This window comes from Mesorhizobium sp. M2A.F.Ca.ET.043.05.1.1, assembly GCF_003952445.1.
In the GTDB taxonomy this organism is placed as follows: Bacteria; Pseudomonadota; Alphaproteobacteria; order Rhizobiales; family Rhizobiaceae; genus Mesorhizobium.
On sequence record NZ_CP034446.1, the window covers coordinates 4,074,405 to 4,092,650 of the forward strand.

14 protein-coding genes are annotated in these 18,246 nt (G+C 64.3%); 10 read left to right on the forward strand and 4 right to left on the reverse strand.

All coding sequences use genetic code 11. The annotated features are described in order from the left end of the window. Window positions 1-88: 88 nt before the first annotated feature. From EJ069_RS19860 to EJ069_RS19870, 3 genes are all read left to right on the forward strand, one after another. Entirely contained in the window at window positions 89-1,954 is a 1,866-nt protein-coding gene (locus EJ069_RS19860; protein WP_126062756.1) for an ATP-binding protein, read from the forward strand. After that, the gene (locus tag EJ069_RS19865; RefSeq protein ID WP_126062757.1) at window positions 1,951-3,306 is read left to right on the forward strand and encodes a sigma-54 dependent transcriptional regulator; all 1,356 of its coding nucleotides are present in this window, start codon (window positions 1,951-1,953) and stop codon (window positions 3,304-3,306) included. The genes EJ069_RS19860 and EJ069_RS19865 overlap by 4 nt, the downstream gene beginning before the upstream one ends. 159 nt (window positions 3,307-3,465) lie before the next feature. Then, window positions 3,466-3,813 carry a hypothetical protein gene (locus EJ069_RS19870; RefSeq protein ID WP_042637278.1) on the forward strand — a complete coding sequence of 116 codons (348 nt, stop codon included), beginning with the start codon at window positions 3,466-3,468 and terminating at the stop codon, window positions 3,811-3,813. A gap of 4 nt (window positions 3,814-3,817) precedes the next feature. Here EJ069_RS19870 and ggt read toward each other — a convergent pair whose 3' ends face one another. From ggt to EJ069_RS19885, 3 genes are all read right to left on the reverse strand, one after another. Next, window positions 3,818-5,557, reverse strand: coding sequence for a gamma-glutamyltransferase (gene ggt, locus EJ069_RS19875; RefSeq protein ID WP_126062758.1), 1,740 nt, complete (start codon window positions 5,555-5,557; stop codon window positions 3,818-3,820). A gap of 237 nt (window positions 5,558-5,794) precedes the next feature. Continuing rightward, window positions 5,795-7,078 (reverse strand): L-rhamnose catabolism isomerase, encoded by a 1,284-nt coding sequence (gene rhaI / locus EJ069_RS19880; RefSeq protein WP_126064814.1) that lies wholly within the window; start codon window positions 7,076-7,078, stop codon window positions 5,795-5,797. 97 nt (window positions 7,079-7,175) lie between these two features. After that, window positions 7,176-9,278: a bifunctional rhamnulose-1-phosphate aldolase/short-chain dehydrogenase gene (locus EJ069_RS19885; RefSeq protein WP_126062759.1), complete on the reverse strand. Its 2,103-nt coding sequence runs from the start codon at window positions 9,276-9,278 to the stop codon at window positions 7,176-7,178. A gap of 186 nt (window positions 9,279-9,464) precedes the next feature. Here EJ069_RS19885 and EJ069_RS19890 point away from each other — a divergent pair, with 186 nt between their 5' ends. The 7 genes from EJ069_RS19890 to EJ069_RS19920 all read left to right on the forward strand — a co-directional run bounded on the left by EJ069_RS19890 (window position 9,465) and on the right by EJ069_RS19920 (window position 16,691). Next, on the forward strand, window positions 9,465-10,274 hold the full coding sequence (locus tag EJ069_RS19890; protein ID WP_126062760.1) for a DeoR/GlpR family DNA-binding transcription regulator: 810 nt from the start codon (window positions 9,465-9,467) through the stop codon (window positions 10,272-10,274). A 55-nt stretch (window positions 10,275-10,329) separates the two neighbouring features. Next, the gene (gene rhaS, locus EJ069_RS19895) at window positions 10,330-11,325 is read left to right on the forward strand and encodes a rhamnose ABC transporter substrate-binding protein (protein WP_042637283.1); all 996 of its coding nucleotides are present in this window, start codon (window positions 10,330-10,332) and stop codon (window positions 11,323-11,325) included. 183 nt (window positions 11,326-11,508) lie between these two features. After that, window positions 11,509-13,050 carry a sugar ABC transporter ATP-binding protein gene (locus EJ069_RS19900; RefSeq protein WP_126062761.1) on the forward strand — a complete coding sequence of 514 codons (1,542 nt, stop codon included), beginning with the start codon at window positions 11,509-11,511 and terminating at the stop codon, window positions 13,048-13,050. Next, window positions 13,047-14,024: an ABC transporter permease gene (locus tag EJ069_RS19905; RefSeq protein ID WP_126062762.1), complete on the forward strand. Its 978-nt coding sequence runs from the start codon at window positions 13,047-13,049 to the stop codon at window positions 14,022-14,024. The genes EJ069_RS19900 and EJ069_RS19905 overlap by 4 nt, the downstream gene beginning before the upstream one ends. Next, the gene (locus tag EJ069_RS19910) at window positions 14,021-15,022 is read left to right on the forward strand and encodes an ABC transporter permease (protein WP_126062763.1); all 1,002 of its coding nucleotides are present in this window, start codon (window positions 14,021-14,023) and stop codon (window positions 15,020-15,022) included. The genes EJ069_RS19905 and EJ069_RS19910 overlap by 4 nt, the downstream gene beginning before the upstream one ends. Further along, complete coding sequence (gene rhaM, locus EJ069_RS19915) at window positions 15,022-15,336, forward strand: L-rhamnose mutarotase (RefSeq protein WP_210211302.1); 315 nt, start codon at window positions 15,022-15,024, stop codon at window positions 15,334-15,336. Before EJ069_RS19910 ends, rhaM begins: the two co-directional genes overlap by 1 nt. Next, window positions 15,333-16,691, forward strand: coding sequence for an FGGY-family carbohydrate kinase (locus EJ069_RS19920; RefSeq protein ID WP_126062765.1), 1,359 nt, complete (start codon window positions 15,333-15,335; stop codon window positions 16,689-16,691). The genes rhaM and EJ069_RS19920 overlap by 4 nt, the downstream gene beginning before the upstream one ends. A gap of 218 nt (window positions 16,692-16,909) precedes the next feature. Here EJ069_RS19920 and EJ069_RS19925 read toward each other — a convergent pair whose 3' ends face one another. Beyond that, the gene (locus tag EJ069_RS19925) at window positions 16,910-18,166 is read right to left on the reverse strand and encodes a D-amino acid dehydrogenase (protein ID WP_126062766.1); all 1,257 of its coding nucleotides are present in this window, start codon (window positions 18,164-18,166) and stop codon (window positions 16,910-16,912) included. Window positions 18,167-18,246 lie beyond the last annotated feature (80 nt).

Sequence of the window (18,246 nt, forward strand, 5' to 3'; positions counted from 1 at the left end):
AGCTCGCGAGGTGCCCTTTCAGCGGCATCAGTGCGGTTATCCGCATAGGCAGAATTGCGCCTTGTGCGAAAACATGCACAAATACGCCATGCTGCAACGCCCCGCCGCTGCCCTCGCCCCGACGCCCGAACTGCTTGCCGGGCGGGCGCGGCGCGCCTGGCTGCTGTTCACGACGGTGGCGCTGGCGATCATCGCGGCAGCGCTCTACGGCGCAGGCCTTTATGGCCGCTCGACGGAGATCGAGGCATTAGCCACGCAAGGACGCACGGACGCCAACCTCAAGGTCGCGCTGCTGCGCGCGGTGCTGGAAAATCCGCGCGCGCTGCCGCTGCTCCTGTCGGAGGACCAGCAGGTGCATGACGCGTTGACCGAGCGAAGCCCTGCCGCGATCGACGTGCTCAACCGCAAGCTGGAAGGGCTGGTTTCCGGCACCAAGGCCTCGGTGCTCTACGTCACCGGCACGGACGGTCTGGCGATCGCCTCCAGCAATTGGCGCGAACCGGTGAGCTTCGTCGGCAGCGACTACAGTTTCCGCGCCTATTTCTCAGGCGCGATGCAGACCGGCACCGCCGAATATTTCGCGCTCGGCAATGTCAGCAAACGTCCCGGGCTCTACATCTCGCGGCGCGTCGACGGCGCCTCGGGCCCCCTCGGCGTCGTCGTGGTCAAGATGGAGTTCGACCAGCTCGAAGCCGACTGGCACGAAGCGAACCGGCCGGCCTTTGTCAGCGACGCGCATGGCGTGGTGCTGATCACGAGTGTGCCCTCCTGGCGCTTCCTGACGACCGAGCCGCTTAGCCGGCCGGTGCTCGCCGAAATCCGCGCCAGCCAGCAATTCGGCGACGCGCCGCTGGTGCCTTTGCCGATCACGAGGCCGGAGGCGCTGAGCTCCGATGTCACGCTGGTCCATGCCATCGCGCCGAGAGGCAGCGATGCGGAATATCTGCGGCTCTCGACCGCTGTGCCATCAACACCGTGGCGGCTCGACTATCTTGTTCCAGCCGAAGCGCCGATCGCCGCCGCGCAGCGCGAAATGCGGCTCCTGGCTCTCGGCTTGCTTGTACCGCTCCTGGCTTTGGCGGCCTATCTGCTTTGGCGCCGGCAGTCCGCCCAAATGCGCATTGCCGCCGAACAGGCGGCGCGGGCCGAGCTGGAGCGGCGCGTCGTCGAGCGCACGCAGGATCTCAGCCTTGCGCGCGACCGTCTACAGGCCGAGATCGCCGACCATCGCAGCACCGAGGCGAGGTTGCAGGTCATGCAGCAGGATCTGGTGCAGGCCAACCGGCTCGCCACGCTTGGCCAGGTCGCCGCCGGCGTCGCGCATGAGATCAACCAGCCGGTGGCGACGATCCGCGCCTATGCCGACAATGCGCGCGTGTTCCTCGAACGTGAGCAGAGCGCTTCAGCCGAAGAGAATCTTGGCGCCATCGCCGCGCTGACCGATCGCATCGGAACCATCACAGAGGAGCTGAAAGCCTTTGCCCGCAAGGGCCGCACCGCCGCCGAGCCCGTTGAATTGCGCAGCGTGATCGAGGGCGCAGTCGTGCTGCTCAGGAGCCGCTTCGCCGGCCGGCTGGATGCGCTGGCAATCACGCTGCCGCCATCGACACTGAAAGTAATGGGCAATCGGCTGCGGCTGGAACAGGTGCTGATCAACCTGTTCCAGAACGCGCTGGAGGCGCTCGATGGCCGTGATGGCGCACGGGTCGAAGTCTCCGCCGCCGAAACCGGCGAAGACGTGGCGCTGGTTGTTTCCGACAACGGGCCGGGTATCCCACCCGCGATCCTGAAATCCCTGTTCACGCCCTTCAACACCTCGAAGGAGAAAGGCCTTGGGCTCGGCCTGGTCATCTCCAAAGACATCGTCGCCGACTATGGCGGGCGCATCGAGGTTTCGAGCAGCGACCAGGGCACACGCTTCACCATCCACCTTTCGAAAGCCGGCGCAGCATGACCACGAACGATCCCGCACCGGTGATCCTTATCGATGACGACAATGACCTGCTCAAGGCGACGAGGCAGACGCTAGAGCTTGCCGGCTTTGCGGTGTCGGCCTATTCGGTGGCGAGCGAAGCGCTGGCGACGCTCGACAGGAATTTCGCCGGCGTGGTTGTCTCGGACATCCGCATGCCGGAGATCGATGGGCTGCAGCTTTTCGGCCGCGTCTTGCATCTCGACCCCGATATTCCCGTGATCCTGGTCACGGGGCACGGCGACATCGCCATGGCCGTCAAGGCGATCAAGGACGGCGCCTACGACTTCATCACCAAGCCTTTCGCCACTGAGCGGCTGGCGCAGAGCGTTGCCCGTGCCGCCGAAAAACGCCGGCTGGTGATGGAGAACCGAGCCTTGCGCGAAGCGGCCGAGCAGGCGCAGGAAGGCTTGCCGCTGATCGGCCAGACACCGGCGATGGAGCGGCTGCGCCGTACGCTGAGGCAGATCGCCGACACCGATGTCGACGTGCTGGTGACCGGCGAGACCGGCTCCGGCAAGGAGGTGGTGGCGAACCTGCTGCATCGCTGGAGCCGCCGCGCCAAGGGCAATTTCGTCGCGCTCAATTGCGGCACGCTGCCGGAGACGGTCATCGAAAGCGAGCTGTTCGGACACGAGGCCGGCGCCTTCACCGGCGCGCAGAAGAAGCGCGTCGGCCGTATCGAGCATTCGAGCGGCGGCACGCTGTTCCTCGATGAGATCGAAAGCATGCCGGCCTCGACGCAGGTGCAGATGCTCCGCGTGCTCGAAATGCGCGAGGTGACGCCGCTCGGCACCAACGAAGTCAGGCCGGTCGACCTGCGCGTCGTCGCCGCCGCGAAGGTCGATCTCGGCAATGCCAGCCAGCGCGGCGCTTTCCGCGAGGACCTCTATTACCGGCTCAATGTGGTGACGCTCTCCATTCCGCCGCTGCGCGAACGGCGGGACGACGTGCCGCTGCTGTTCGGTTACTTCGCCGAGCGCGCCGCCGCACGCTTCCGGCGCGCCGTGCCGGCGACGTCCACTGCGATCCAACGCCACCTGCGGGAGCATGACTGGCCGGGCAATGTGCGCGAGCTCGCCCATTTCGCCGAACGCTTCGTGCTGGGGCTTGAGGACGTTGCCGAAACGCCTTCCCCGGCGGCAATGGAGAGCGACGCCGCGACGCCGTTGCCCGAGCGGCTCGATCGCTACGAGGCCGACATCATCCGCGAGACACTTGGTCGCAATGAAGGCGACGTCCGCCGCACCATCGAGGCGCTCGGCATTCCGCGCAAGACCTTCTACGACAAGTTGCAGCGGCACGGTATCGTGCGCAGCGATTTTTCCAGATAGATCAAGCTTGTGGAACCCGACCCAATCTCCGGTCGTTGAGCTTGTCCGGCAAACCGTGGCACGTTGGCACCAGCCGGCCAGTGAACGCATCGCCGCGATGGCGTTGCCGGGTTGCGCTTGGCAGGCGTTGATGGTTTGTTGCCGCCCAGCGGAGAACGAATGATGCGCGAATCCCTCGGTCAAGACGAATACGGCTCGGCCAACCCTTTCGATCCGGACGACCTGCCCAATCTCAACGCGATGGGGCCGGTGATGGGCGGCGGCAATGATTTCGAGAAATACGCGGTCGCCGTCATCATCGTGTTCGGCGCGCTGATCATCGGCGGCCTGATGGCCGCCTCCATGTCCTTCGGCCACCGCAACGGCTTCCTGTTCGCGCTCGGCGGCGCCACGGCGGCCTGGATTTCCGGCAATGCGCTGCTGCTCGACCGGCCGCGCATCTACGCGCTGTTTGTGGCCATTGCCGCCGTCATGCTGATCGCCTCGACCATCACGCTGGTGACCTGATCAGTTAGTATCCCAGCGCCTCGCCGGCAGCCGCGCGACTGTCCATGGCGCCGTTGTAGCGGGCGCCGCCGCCCTTCTCGATCTCCGCCAGGCTTTTGCCACCGACAAGGATGCCGGCTGCCCGGCCCCAGGTCTCGTCGCTGAGGTCGAGATGATAGCCCATGCCGGCAAGCAGCTTCTCCGTGTCCGGCGAAAGCCCAAAAGGCTCGACATAGACCTTGTCCGGCAGCCATTGATGGTGGATGCGCGGCGCGTCGATCGCCTGCTGGATGTCCATGCCGTGGTCGATGACGTTGACGATCGCCTCCAGCGTGATGGTGATGATGCGCGAGCCGCCCGGGCTGCCGATGACCATGAACGGCTTGCCGTCCTTCGTCACGATCGTCGGGCTCATCGAGGATAAAGGCGTCTTCTTCGGCTGAATGGCGTTGGCCTCGCCCTGGACCAGCCCGTAGAGGTTGGGCACGCCGGGCTTCTGGGTGAAGTCGTCCATCTCGTTGTTGAGCAGGATGCCGGTGCCTTCGGCGACGACGCCGGCGCCGAAGGAGCCGTTCAGTGTGTAGGTGACCGCGACCGCGTTGCCGTCCTTGTCAATGATCGAATAGTGGGTCGTCTCCTTCGACTCGCCAAGACCCTTCGGCATCAAGTCCTTCGAGACGCCGGCGCGGAAGGGATCGATCTTGTCTCGGATGTCCCTGCCGTAGTTTTTGTCGAGCAGTTTGGAGACCGGATGGTCGACGAAATCCGGATCGCCGAGCGCTGAGTTGCGGTCGACATAGGCATGGCGCATTGCCTCGACCATGACATGGACCGTCTCGGCGGAAGCCGAGCCGAGATAGGAGAGCGGGTAGCCTTCCAGCACATTGAGTATCTCGCAGATGATGACGCCGCCCGAGCTTGGCGGTGGCGAGGAGATGATCTCGTAGCCGCGGTAGGAGCAGGTCACCGGCTTCAATTCGCGCACCGCATATTGCTCGAAATCGCCCTTGGCGAGGATGCCGCCCTTGACGCCGCTCGCCTTGACGATGGCGTCAGCGATCGCGCCCTTGTAGAAGGCGTCCGACCCCTTTTGCGAGATCGCCGCCAGCGAGGCGGCGAGGTCCGGCTGAACGAGCTTCTCACCGATGCCATAAGGCTTGCCGTCTTTTTTCAGGAAGATCGCGGCCGCCGCCGCGTCCTTCGCCAGCCGGTCGGCGCTGTCGGCGAACCAAGCCGCGTCGCCCTGGTTGAGGACAAAACCATCCCTGGCATAGGCGATCGCCGGCGCCATCAGATCCTGCCTTGAGAGCGTGCCATATTTCTCACGCACCATCTCGAAGCCGGCTACCGAGCCCGGCACACCGACGGCAAGGTAGCCATCGAGGCTGGCGCCCTTGATCGGCTTGCCGTCCTTGTCGAGATACATGGTCCTGGTGGCGGCGAGCGGCGCGCGCTCGCGGAAATCGATGAAGGTGGTGCGGCCGTCCTTCAGCCGGATGGTCATGAACCCTCCGCCGCCGATATTGCCGGCTTCGGGAAAGACGACGGCCAGCGCGTAGCCGACCGCGACAGCGGCATCGACGGCGTTGCCGCCCTTCTTCAGCACGTCGACGCCGACTTCGGTCGCCAGATGCTGCTCCGTGACCACCATGCCGTGCTCACCCTTGGCCGGAGCGGGCGACGCGGCGAAGGCGGCAACGGCCGGAATGAAGGCAAAGGCAAGCGAAAGGCTGACGGCGATCAGCGACCGGCGGGTCAAGGGCATGGCGGTGCTCCTGGCGTCGAAATGCCTAGGAAAAACCGTCGGGGCGAATTAGTCCAATAACAATTGAAGTAGCGCGAGAGACCCCCTCACCCGGATTGCCAAGTCGAATTGCAAGGGCAATTCGGGCAATCCGACCTCTCCCCAAGGGGAGAGGAGCGTGCGCCGGCGCCGATCTCTTCTCCCCTCGGGGAGAAGGTGGCCGCGAAGCGGCCGAATGAGGGGGAGTGGCGCTGCCTGTCAGACGATGCCACCACCGCCGCTCGCGACAGCCGGCCGTTCCGCCGCGACCTTCGCCCGGTAACCCGCCTCGCGATAGGCGACGACCGGATCGATGGCGCCGCCGGTCCGCAGGCGCGCCATGGCGAGGATCGGCTCGACATCGGTGCGGTAGGCGCTTTTAAGCGTCTGCGTCGCCATCAGCGCGTCGTTCTCCTCCTGGAAACCTTCGAGCGCCTTGCGGTCGACCAGCAGCGCCTGCGCATAGGCGCGCTGCACCTCGACAGCCGACAGCATAAGGCTCTCGATCGGATCGGTGACGTTGTGGCTCTGGTCGAGCATATGGGCGGGGTTGAAATCCTTGGCACCCGAAAGCTCGGCATCCACCAGTTCGTTGAAGACGAGGAACAGCCGGTAGGGGTCGATGGAACCGGCATCGAGGTCGTCGTCGCCATATTTGGAATCGTTGAAGTGGAAACCGCCCAGCTTGCCGAACTGGATCAGCCGCGACACGATCATCTCGATGTTGACATTGGGCGCGTGGTGGCCGAGGTCGACAAGGCAGAAGGCCTTGTCGCCGAGCTCTTGCGCGATGATGTAGTTGGTGCCCCAGTCCTGCACGACCGTCGAATAGAAGGCCGGCTCATACATCTTGTGCTCGGTGAACAGCCGCCAGTCGTCCGGCAGGCCGGCATAGATCTCCCGCATCGCATCCAGGTAGCGCTCGAAGGCCTTTGCGAAATTGACCTGGCCGGGGAAGTTCGAGCCGTCGCCGATCCACACCGTCAGCGCCTTGGAGCCCAGCGTCTTGCCGATCTCGATGCATTCGAGATTGTGCTCGACCGCCTGCCGGCGCGTGCCGGCATCGGCATGCGAGAGCGAGCCGAACTTGTAGGAAAGCTTCTGATCCCTGGCGTCGGAGAAGGTGTTCGAGTTCATGGCGTCGAAGCCGAGGCCGAAGCGCGAGGCCGCCTGCTTCAAGCGGTTCGGGTCGGCCTTGTCCCATGGGATGTGCAGCGAGACCGTCGGCGTTGCCTGCGTCAGCTGGGCAATGACGGCGCAGTCCTCGATCTTGTCGAAGATATCGCGCGGCTCGCCGGGACCGGGGAAGCGGGCGAAGCGCGTGCCGCCGGTCCCGACGCCCCAGGACGGGATCGCGACGCCGAATTTTTCCACCTTTTCGCGGATGGCGTCGATGGCGATACCGCGGCGGTCGAGGCGTTCGCCGAGCGAGGCGTAGTCGCGCTCGAGATCGAGTTGGCGCGCGGCGTTGTGGCTGGCGACTATGTCGGCGCGGATAATCATTTCTGACAATGCTGTTCCTCCCAACAATGCGTTCTGCCGGCGCTGCCCCTCATCCGCCTGCTGGCACCTTCTCCCCGTGAACGGGGAGAAGGAAGGCCTAGCGCGTAAAGCTCTGCGCGTTGCCGGCGTCGACATTAACGATGTTGCCGGTCGATTTGGCCGACATGTCGGAGGCGAAGAAATAGATCGCCTCGGCAATGTCTTCCGGGAAGACCGAGCGCTTCAGCATCGAACGCGAGCGGTAATGCTCCTCGAGGTCGTCGGTCGACATCTTGTAGGCGGCGGCGCGCTGTTCCTTCCATTCGCCGGTCCAGATTTTCGAACCGCGCAGCACGGCGTCGGGATTGACGACGTTAACCCTGATCTGCGCTTCCGCGCCCTCCAGCGCCAGGCAACGGGCAAGATGGATCTCGGCGGCCTTGGCGGTGCAATAGGCGGACGCGTTGGGCGAAGCGGCGAGCCCGTTCTTGGAGGCGACGAAGACGACGTTGCCGCCGATCTTCTGGGCGCGGAACAGGCGGAAAGCCTCGCGTGAAACGAGGAAATAGCCGGTGGACAGGATGTCCATATTCTTGTTCCACAAGGCGAGTGTCGTCTCCTCGATCGGCGCCGAGGAGGCCAGCCCGGCATTGGAAACCAGGATGTCGATGCCGCCGAATTCGACTGCCGTTTCGGCGAAGCCCGAAAGCACTTGCTCCTCGGAGGTGACGTCGATCCGCACCGGACGGACAAAGTCCTTTCCAAAGGCTTTCGAGAGCTCGTCATTGGCACTGGCCAAAGCGGCCTCGTCTATATCGGCAAGCACGACGCAGGCGCCTTCGCGCAGCAGCCGGTTGGCGGTGGCGCGGCCAATGCCGCCGGCGCCGCCGGTGACCAGCGCGATCTGGCCCGCCAGCGCCTTCGGCTTCGGCAGACGCTGCAGCTTGGCTTCCTCCAGCTGCCAGTACTCGATGTCGAAGGCTTCCTGGGCAGGCAGGCCGACATAGGAGGAAACCGTCGAGGCGCCGCGCATGACGTTGATGGCGTTGACATAGAACTCGCCGGAGACGCGCGCGGTCGCCTTGTCGCCGGCGAAGGTGAACATGCCGACGCCGGGCATCAGATAGACCACCGCATTGGGATCGCGGATGGCGGGCGAGTCTGGATGCTTGCAGGCGTCGTAATAGGCCTGGTAACCGACGCGGTATTCGGCAATGTCGTCGGCGAGCCGCGCGATGACCGCGTCGATATCGGGGTTCGCCGGATCGAACTCGATCACCAGCGGCCGGATCTTGGTGCGCAGGAAATGATCCGGGCATGAGGTGCCAAGCGCCGCCAGCGGCCGCAAATCCTTCGAGTTGACGAATTCGAGCACGGCCGGCTGGTCGTCGAAATGGCCGAGCTTGTGGCTCTTTTCGGAAATCAGACCGCGGATGCGCGGCATCAGCTTGGCCGCGATGGCGCGGCGCGCCGGGGCGTCGAGCGACTGGACTGCCTCGCCGCCAAAGATAGCCACGCCTTCCGAGCGGCGCTCGAACCACTCGATTGCCTGGTTGATCACCGAGATCGTGGTCTCGTAACATTCCTTGGGCGTGTCGCCCCAGGTGAACAGGCCGTGGCTTTCAAGCACGACGCCCTTGGCATTGGGGTTGTCGAGGCAGAATTTCTCCAGCCACAGGCCAAGCTCGAAGCCCGGCCGCTTCCATGGCAGCCAGCCGATGGCGTCGCCGAAGATCTCCTTGGTGATCGCCTTGGAATCCTTGGCCGCCGCGACCGCGATGATGGCGTCGGGATGCATGTGGTCGACGCAAGCCTTCGGCACATAGGCATGGAGCGGCGTGTCGATCGAGGCCGCGCGCGGATTGAGGTTGAAGGTGCAGTGAGGCAGATAGCCCACCATCTCATCCTCGTGCTCGACGCCGCGATAGAGCCCCTTGATGGCGCGCAGCTTGTCCATGTAGAGGGTGGCGAACCCGTCCAGCTTGATCGAGGCGCTGTCGCCGCCGGAGCCCTTGACCCACAGGACCTCGACGTCCTCGCCGGTCAGCGGATCCTTCTGCCAGACCTTGGACGAGGTGTTGCCGCCGCCGTAATTGGTGACGCGCTTGTCGGAGCCGAGCGTGTTCGAGCGATAGACCAGGAGCTCGGGACCGCTCATCCCTTCGGCTTTTGCATCGTCCCACAGATTGGCGAGGCGCGAGCCGGAGCGCTTGTCGAGCATAGGTATCCTCCCTTGGAGCGCATGTCGCGCTCCTCATTTCTTGCTCGGGAATGTCTACGCAAGCGCCCCGCTTGTCAATCACAAACGATCAATATCGATCGTATTGCACTGCACAATGAAAATATATGATCGGAAATGATTGACACTGCGCGTTTTCTAAGGCCTGATGCTGGGCAGGGAGGAACCATGCACGAAAAAGAGCGCCACAGGATCATTCTGTCCGCCGTCCAGGAAAAGCCTGTGGTGACGGTGCAGGAGATGGTCGAGTTGACGGACTCCTCCGAGGCGACGATCCGGCGCGACATCGCGGCGCTGCATGTGCAAAAGCGCCTGCGCCGGGTGCGCGGCGGTGCCGAGGCGATCTCGCCGCCGCAGTTCATCGGCCTTGCCGGCCGGCCCTTCTCGGTCAACGAGACGCTGAACGCCGCGCAGAAACGGGCGATCGCGCGGGAAGCGGTGAACCTTTGCGCCGATGGCGAGCCGATCATCATCAATGGCGGCACCACCACCTTCCAGATGGTGCATTTCCTGACCGGCCGCCGCATGCCGATCTTCACCAACTCGTTCCCGATCGCAGAACATCTGCTCAAGCATTCCAAAAACACGGTGATGCTGTCGGGCGGCACGATCTACCGCGAGCAGAACATCATCCTATCGCCCTTCGACAATGACGTGACGCGCAACTTCTATGCGCGGCGCATGTTCATGGGGGCGCAAGGCCTGGGGCCGCTCGGGCTGATGGAGGGCGATCCGCTGCTGATCCAGGCCGAGCAGAAGCTGATCGATCAGGCCGACGAGCTGGTGGTGCTCGTCGATTCCTCGAAATTCCGCATGCGCTCCAGCCTGATCCTGTGCGGGCTGTCGCGCATCGCGACCGTGATCACCGACGACGGCATCGAGGACCGGGAGGCCAAGATGCTGGAAACGGCGGGCGTGACGCTGATCGTTGCCCGCAGACAGTCAAGCGACAGGGAAGAATCTTCACTGCAGGCCTGAGGGAAACTCACGCCCGCAGCGGCGATGGAATGCAACGCTCAAGGGAGGATATTCGATGAGCTTTTTGAAGAAACTGCTGGTCACGGCGGCCTTTTCCGCCGCCATGTTCGTGAATGCCGCCTATGCCGAGAACGTCAAGATCGCTCTGGTGGTGAAGTCGCTCGGCAACGGCTTCTTCGACGCCGCCAACAAGGGCGCCGAGGAAGCGGCCAAGGAACTGGGCGATGTCGACGTCATCTATACCGGCCCGACCAAGGCCACCGCCGAGGCCCAGATCGAAGTGATCAACTCGCTGATTGCGCAGAAGGTCAATGCCATCGCCGTTTCGGCCAATGACGCCGATGCGCTGGTGCCGGTGCTGAAGAAGGCGATGGACCGCGGCATCACGGTCATCTCGTGGGACTCGGGCGTCGCCAAGGAAGGCCGCCAGCTCCACCTCAACCCGTCCGACACCGGCCTGATCGGCGAGACCATCATCAAGCTCGCCGCCGATTACCTGCCGGAAGGCGGCGACGTCGCCATCCTCTCGGCCTCCTCTACCGCGACCAATCAGAATGCCTGGATCGAGGCGGCCAAGAAGGTGCTGCCGGAGAAGTTCCCGAAGATCAAGCTGGTCGCCACCGTCTATGGCGATGACGACTCGGCCAAGAGCACCGACGAGGCCAAGGGCCTGCTGAAGTCCTATCCGAATCTCAAGGCGATCATCGCACCGACCACCGTCGGCGTCGTCGCCGCCGCGCAGGTCGTCACCGACGAGAACCTGATCGGCAAGGTCAATGTCACCGGTCTCGCGCTGCCGTCGGAGTTCAAGAAGTTCATCGACAACGGCGCTTCACAGGCTGTCGCTCTTTGGAACCCGATCGATCTCGGCTACTCGGCGATCTACCTCGCGCACGACCTGGCGGTGAAGAAGGAAGAGGCGAAGCCCGGCGCCACGCTGTCGATCGGCCGCGTCGGCAAGGTGACGCTCGACGACACCAACTCGGCCGCGATGGCTCCGCCCTTCCAGTTCGACAAGACCAACATCGAGAAGTTCTCCAAGATCTATTGATCTCGGACTGACGGCGCTGCCCCCTCATCCGGCCGCTTCGCGGCCACCTTCTCCCCGGTGGGGAGAAGGTGGCCTGGAGCCAAGCTCGCAAACCTCCTCTCCCCTCGGGGAGAGGTCGACCGAGCGAAGCGGAGGTCGGGTGAGGGGAAGTCGACACGGAATATGGACGGGCTTGATACGACTATGGACACGACGGCCCATCACGGCAAAGCAGACGAACGGCTCCCAGCGTCGGTCCCCCGCCTGACGCTCACGGGCATCTCGAAAAGTTTCCCGGGCGTCCGCGCCTTGCACAATGTCAGCCTGTCGCTCTACCCCGGGCAGGTGACGGCGCTGATCGGCGAGAACGGCGCCGGCAAGTCGACGCTGGTCAAGATCATGACCGGCATCTACCAGCCGGATGCAGGCGAGATCGGCATCGACGGCCAGGTGACGACGCTGCCCAGCGCACATGCCGCTTTCGGCCACGGCATCACCGCCATCCACCAGGAAACCGTGCTGTTCGACGACCTTTCGGTGGCCGAAAACATCTTCCTCGGCCACGCGCCGCGCACCCGCTTCGGCACCATCGACTGGCGCACCATGCGCAGCAATGCCCGCGAGGTGCTGGAGACGATGCGCGCCGGCCATATCGACGCCGACGCGCGGCTGAAGGATCTTGGTATCGCCAACAAACACCTGGTTGCGGTGGCGCGCGCAATGTCGATCGACGCGCGCATCGTCATCATGGACGAGCCGACCGCGGCGCTCTCGATGAAGGAGATCGAGGAGCTTTTCCTCTTGATCGAATTCCTGAAGAGCGAAGGCAAGGCGGTGCTCTTCATCAGCCACAAATTCGACGAGATCTACCGCATCGCCGACCGCTACACCGTCTTCCGCGACGGCGAGATGGTCGGCGAAGGCCTGCTCAAGGACACCGGCCAGAATGAGATCGTACGCAGGATGGTCGGCCGCAACGTCGACCATATCTTCCCGCAGCGCGAGCCGAAGATCGGCGCGCCGGTGCTGTCGGTTTCGGGTCTGTCGCATCCGACCGAGTTCGACGATATCGGCTTCGAGCTGCGCAAGGGCGAGATACTCGGCTTCTACGGTCTGGTCGGCGCGGGCCGCAGCGAGGTCATGCAGGCGGTTGCCGGCATCACCCGCACCAGCCGAGGCACCATCTCGTTGGACGGTACATCGATCGCGCCGAAATCGGCGGCGGATTCGATCGAGGCCGGCATCGTCTATGTGCCGGAAGAACGCGGCAAGCAGGGCGTGGTGATCGGCCTGCCGATCTTCCAGAACGTGTCGCTGCCCTCGCTAAAACGCACCTCGAAATCCGGCGTGCTGAGGCTCGCGGAAGAGTTCGCGCTCGCCCGTTCCTACACCGAGCGGCTGGACCTGCGCGCCTCGTCGCTCAGCCAGGATGTCGGCACGCTTTCCGGCGGCAACCAGCAGAAGGTGGTGATCGCCAAATGGCTGGCGACGGCGCCCAAGGTCATCATCCTCGACGAGCCGACCAAGGGCATCGACATCGGCTCCAAGGCCGCCGTGCATGGCTTCATGGCCCAACTGGTCGCGCAGGGGCTTTCGGTGATCATGGTGTCGTCGGAACTGCCCGAGATCCTGGGCATGTCGGACCGGGTCGTGGTCATGCGCGAGGGCCGCATCGCCGCGACCTATGACAATAAGGGCCTCGACGCCGAGACGCTGGTTCGAACCGCAGCGGGGATCGCGGCATGAAGAGCTTCGTCAAATACCGCGAGATTTGGCTGCTTGCCGGCATCGTCGTGCTGATCGGCCTGATCTCGACGCGCTTCCCCGGCTTCGCCGATCCCGCCAATCTGCGCCAGGTGTTCAACGACACCTCGATCCTGATGATCCTGGCGCTGGGACAGATGGTGGTGATCCTGACGCGTTCGATCGACCTGTCGATGGCGTCCAACCTCTGTTTCACCGGCATGGTGGTGGCGATGCTCAACGCCGCGCATCCGGCGATCCCGATCCCGGTGCTGATCGTCATCGCGCTCGCCGTCGGGCTGGTGCTTGGCGCGATCAACGGTTTCCTGGTGTGGCGGCTGAACATTCCCTCGATCGTGGTGACGCTGGGCACCCTCACCATCTATCGCGGCGCCACCTTCGTCGTCTCCGGCGGCGCCTGGGTCAATGCCGACCAGATGAGCCCCGACTTCATCAATTTCCAGCGCGCCGCCTTCCTCGGCCTGCCGGTGCTCTCCTGGGTCGCCGTCATCGTCATCGCGCTGTTCTTCCTGGTGATGACGCGGACCGCCATCGGCCGCTCGATCTATGCCATCGGTGTCAATCCGACCGCCTCGGTCTATGCCGGCATCGATGTCGGCCGCACCAAATTCATCGTCTTTTGCATTTCCGGCATGATCGGCGGGCTTGCCGGCTATCTCTGGATCTCGCGCTATGTGATCGCCTCGGTCGAGGTCGCCAACGGCTATGAGCTCAACATCATCGCCGCCTGCGTCATCGGCGGCATCTCGATCGCCGGCGGCATCGGCTCGGTCGGCGGCGCGGTGCTGGGCGCGCTGTTCCTCGGCATCATCTCCAACGCGCTACCGGTCATCAACATCTCGCCCTTCTGGCAGATGGCGATCTCGGGCAGCGCCATCATACTGGCGGTGGTGCTCAACGCGCGCGGCGAGCGCCGGCAAGGCCGCATCATCCTCAGAAAGGCGGAAGCGGCATGACCGACACCCCTGCCCCGCGCCATATCCCCGACCGGCTCGACAAGCCGCTTTCCTCGGCGATCTTCTCCTGGGAGGCGCTGCTGGTCGTCATCGCAGTCGGCATTTTCGCGGTCAACAGCTTCGCTTCGCCCTATTTCCTCGACCCGTGGTCGCTGTCGGACCTGACCTTCAACTTCACGGAAAAGGGGCTGATCGCGCTTGCGATGGCGCTGCTGATCATCTCCGGCGAGATCGACCTGTCGGTTGCCGCGATCGTGGCTTTGGCCTCAACCATGATGGGCATGGCGGTGCAGGCCGGCGCCGGCACGCCGGTGCTGGTCGCGATCGGCATTGCCGTCGGCCTCGCCTGCGGCGCCTTCAACGGGCTGCTCGTCACGCGGCTCGGCCTGCCGTCCATCGTCGTCACCATCGGCACGATGAGCCTGTTTCGCGGCATCGCCTTCATCATCCTCGGCGACCAGGCCTACAAAGGCTATCCGGAAAGTTTTGCGTTCTTCGGCCAGGGCTATGTCTGGTGGGTCTTCTCGTTCGAGCTGGCACTGTTCCTCGTTGCGGCGCTGATCTACTGGTTCGTGCTGCACCGCACGAGCTTCGGCCGCCGCGTCTTCGCCATCGGCAACAATCCGGTCGCCTGCCAGTTTTCCGGCGTGCGGGTCAACCGTATAAAATTCATCCTGTTCTGCCTGACCGGGCTGATGTCGGGCATCGCTTCGGTGCTGATCACCTCGCGGCTCGGATCGACGCGACCGTCGATCGCGCAGGGTTATGAGCTCGAAGCGATCACCATGGTGGTGCTTGGGGGTGTGTCGATCCTTGGCGGCGCCGGCAGCATTTTAGGCGTCGTGCTTGCCGCCTTCATCATGGGGCTGGTGACCTTCGGCCTCGGCCTGCTCAACGTGCCGGGCATCGTCATGTCGATCTTCATCGGCTTGTTGCTGATCATCGTCATTGCATTGCCGATCGTCTGGCGGCGGCTGCGTGAAGGGCGCTTCGCCTGATGGAAAAATACGCTTTCAAGATGAAGCTCAATCCGGGCATGAAGGCCGAGTACAAGCGCCGCCACGACGAGATTTGGCCTGAGCTGTTTGCACTGCTGAGAGAGGCTGGCGTCTCCGACTATTCGATCCATCTCGACGAGGAGACCAACACCCTCTTCGGCGTGCTGTGGCGGCGTGATGACCACGGCATGGCCGAGCTGCCGAAGCACTCGGTGATGCGGCGCTGGTGGGCGCATATGGCCGACGTAATGGAGACCAAGGCCGATAACGAGCCGGTGGCGGTGCCGCTGGAAACAATGTTCCATATGGCATGATCGTCGCCGTCATCGATATCGGCAAGACCAACGCCAAGGTGGCGCTGGTCGATCTCGCGACACTTAGCGAGATCGCGCTGCGCCGTGTCGCCAACGCGCCGGTGCGGCAGGCGCCCTACCCGCATCACGATGTCGAGGCGCTGTGGACGTTCATCCTGAACAGCCTCGCCGATCTCAACCGCGGACGGCGCATCGATGCGATCTCGATCACCACGCACGGCGCGACCGGCGCGCTGGTCGGCGCCGCCGGCGAACTGGTGCTGCCGGTTCTCGATTACGAATTCGACGGTCCGGACCAGCTTGCGGCCGACTACGATGCTGTTCGTCCGCCTTTCGCTGAAACCGGCACGCCGCGATTGCCCATCGGCCTCAATCTCGGCGCGCAGTTCTTCTGGCAGCAGAAGCGCTTCCCGGCGGAATTCGCACGAGCCGCCGCAATGCTGATGTATCCGCAATACTGGGCGCTGCGGCTGACCGGTGTCGCCGCCAATGAGGTGACGTCGCTCGGCTGCCACACCGATCTGTGGAATCCCTGGACTTCCGACTATTCCTCGCTGGTCGACAGGATGGGCTGGCGCCGGTTGATGGCGCCGGTGCGGCCGGCCAAGGACCGGCTTGGCCCGATCCTGCCGGAGCTGGTGCGACGGACAGGGCTCGCGCCACAGACCCCGGTTTTCTGCGGACTGCACGATTCCAACGCCTCGCTGCTGCCGCATCTGCTGTCCGACGCGCCGCCCTTCTCCGTCGTCTCGACGGGCACATGGGTGGTGTCGATGGCCGTCGGCGGCAGGAAGGTGGCGCTCGACCCGGCGCGCGACACGCTGGTCAATGTCAACGCGCTGGGCGATCCTGTGCCGTCGGCCCGCTTTATGGGCGGTCGCGAATTCTCGCTGCTGACCGACGGTCAGCCGCAGGAATGGATCGACGACGATGTTGACGCCGTGCTGGCGCGGCAGGTTCAGCTTCTGCCTTCGACGCAGCAGGGTTCCGGACCCTTTCCGCATCGCGCCGCGCAATGGCATAACGCCGACAACCTGAGCTCCGGCCAGCGCTTCGCCGCCATCTCGTTCTATCTGGCGCTGATGACCGCGACCTGCCTGGAATTGATCGGCGGCGACGGACCGACGACCGTCGAGGGACCGTTTGCGAAGAACCCGCTTTTCATCCGCATGCTGGCGGCAGCGACAGGCCGAGCAGTCGTTGCATCGGAGACGTCCACCGGGACCAGCATCGGCGCCGCGCTGCTGGCGTCGGATGGCATTGAGACAGCAAGCAAGGGCGAACAAACGGAACCACCAGCGGAGCCGGTCTGGGGCGACTACGCAGAGGCGTGGTGGCTGGCCGTCCGAATGTAACCTTCTTTCTGAGAGTCCGGCGCTGCCCCTCATTGCCCTGCCGGGCATTTCTCCCCGTATAGTGACGGGGAGAAAAAGCTGGCGCCCACTATTTCGCCAATTGTCAGCGTCGCAGAAATGCGCCGGCGTGGCCGCAGTTCTCTTCTCCCCGTTCACGGGGAGAAGGTGCCGGCAGGCGGATGAGGGGCCGCGCCGACGTCAACAATTGAGGGGCAACTTCAGCGTGCCGTCCCGTACAGCAATCCCCGCGGATCGATCTGTGGCTTTCTGCCGGCAACGACGTCGGCGAGGAACTGCCCCGAGCCGCAGGCCATAGTCCAGCCGACATGACCGTGGCCGGTATCGAGATAGAGGTTGCTGTATTTCGCCTGGCCGATCACAGGAACCGAATTCGGCATCATCGGCCGCAGGCCCGCCCAGAGCACGGCCTTCTTCTCGTCGAAGGCGCCCGGGAAAAGGTCCTTGCCGGTTTCCAGGATGGTCCTGAAATCGCTGGGCTTGAAGCTGCGGTCGAAGCCGGTGAACTCGGCTGTAGAGGACATGCGCAAGCGATTGCCGAGCCTCGAATAACCGATCAGCCGGTCCTCGTCGGCGCCGCCCATGGTCGGGCCCTTGCTTTCGTCTTCCAGCGGAATCGTCGCTGTATAACCCTTCACCGGGTAAACCGGCAGGTCGATGCCGTAGCGGCGGCCGAGCAGACCGCTTTCCGGCCCCATCGAGATGATGACGGCGTCGCCGGTGACCGATCCGGCCGAGGTCATGACGGCGCGCACCCGGCCGCCCTCGATGTCGAGACCCTGGACCGTCGTGCCGAACAGGAATTTCACGCCGAGCTTCTCGGCGGCATGGGCGGCGAGCCTGTCGGTGAACTGCTTGGAATCGCCGGTCTGGTCGATCGGCGAATAGATGCCGCCGGCGATCTTTTCCTTCACGCCGGCAAGGCCCGGCTCCAACTCGACCAGACGCTCGCGGCCGACGATCTCGATCGGCAGGCCGTGCTCGCCGAGATAGCGATAATTGTCGGTGCCGGTGTCGAGGCTCTTTTGCGAGCGGAAGAAGTAGAGGATGCCCTTCTTGCGCTCGTCGTAATGGATGCCGGTCTCCTCCGATAGTTGATTGAGGCACTCGCGGGAATGCAGCGCCAATCTCAGCTTGATGTCGGTGTTGGCGCGCAGCCGCTTCACCGTGCATTCGCGCAGGAAGCGCAGGCTCCAGGCATAGAAATAGGGATCGAGGCGGAGCCTCACCTTGATGCCGAGGTCGTGGTTCCAAAGCGCGCGCAGGAAGGTCTTGAGCGCGGCGGGCGAGGCCCAGGCGGTGGCATCGCCGGGCGACACCAGGCCGGCATTCGACTGGCTGGTGCCTCGGGCCGCCGCCTCGTGGCGCTCGATCACGGTCACCTCGTGACCGTCCTTAGCCAGATAATGGGCGGCCGCCGTGCCAACCACGCCGGCGCCGAGAACCAGGATCTTCATGCCGTCCCCTCATCACGGCGGCGCGCCGCCGCGCGCCGCTGAATGAGTCTCAATACCGCGTCCGAACGCGGCGGACGAGC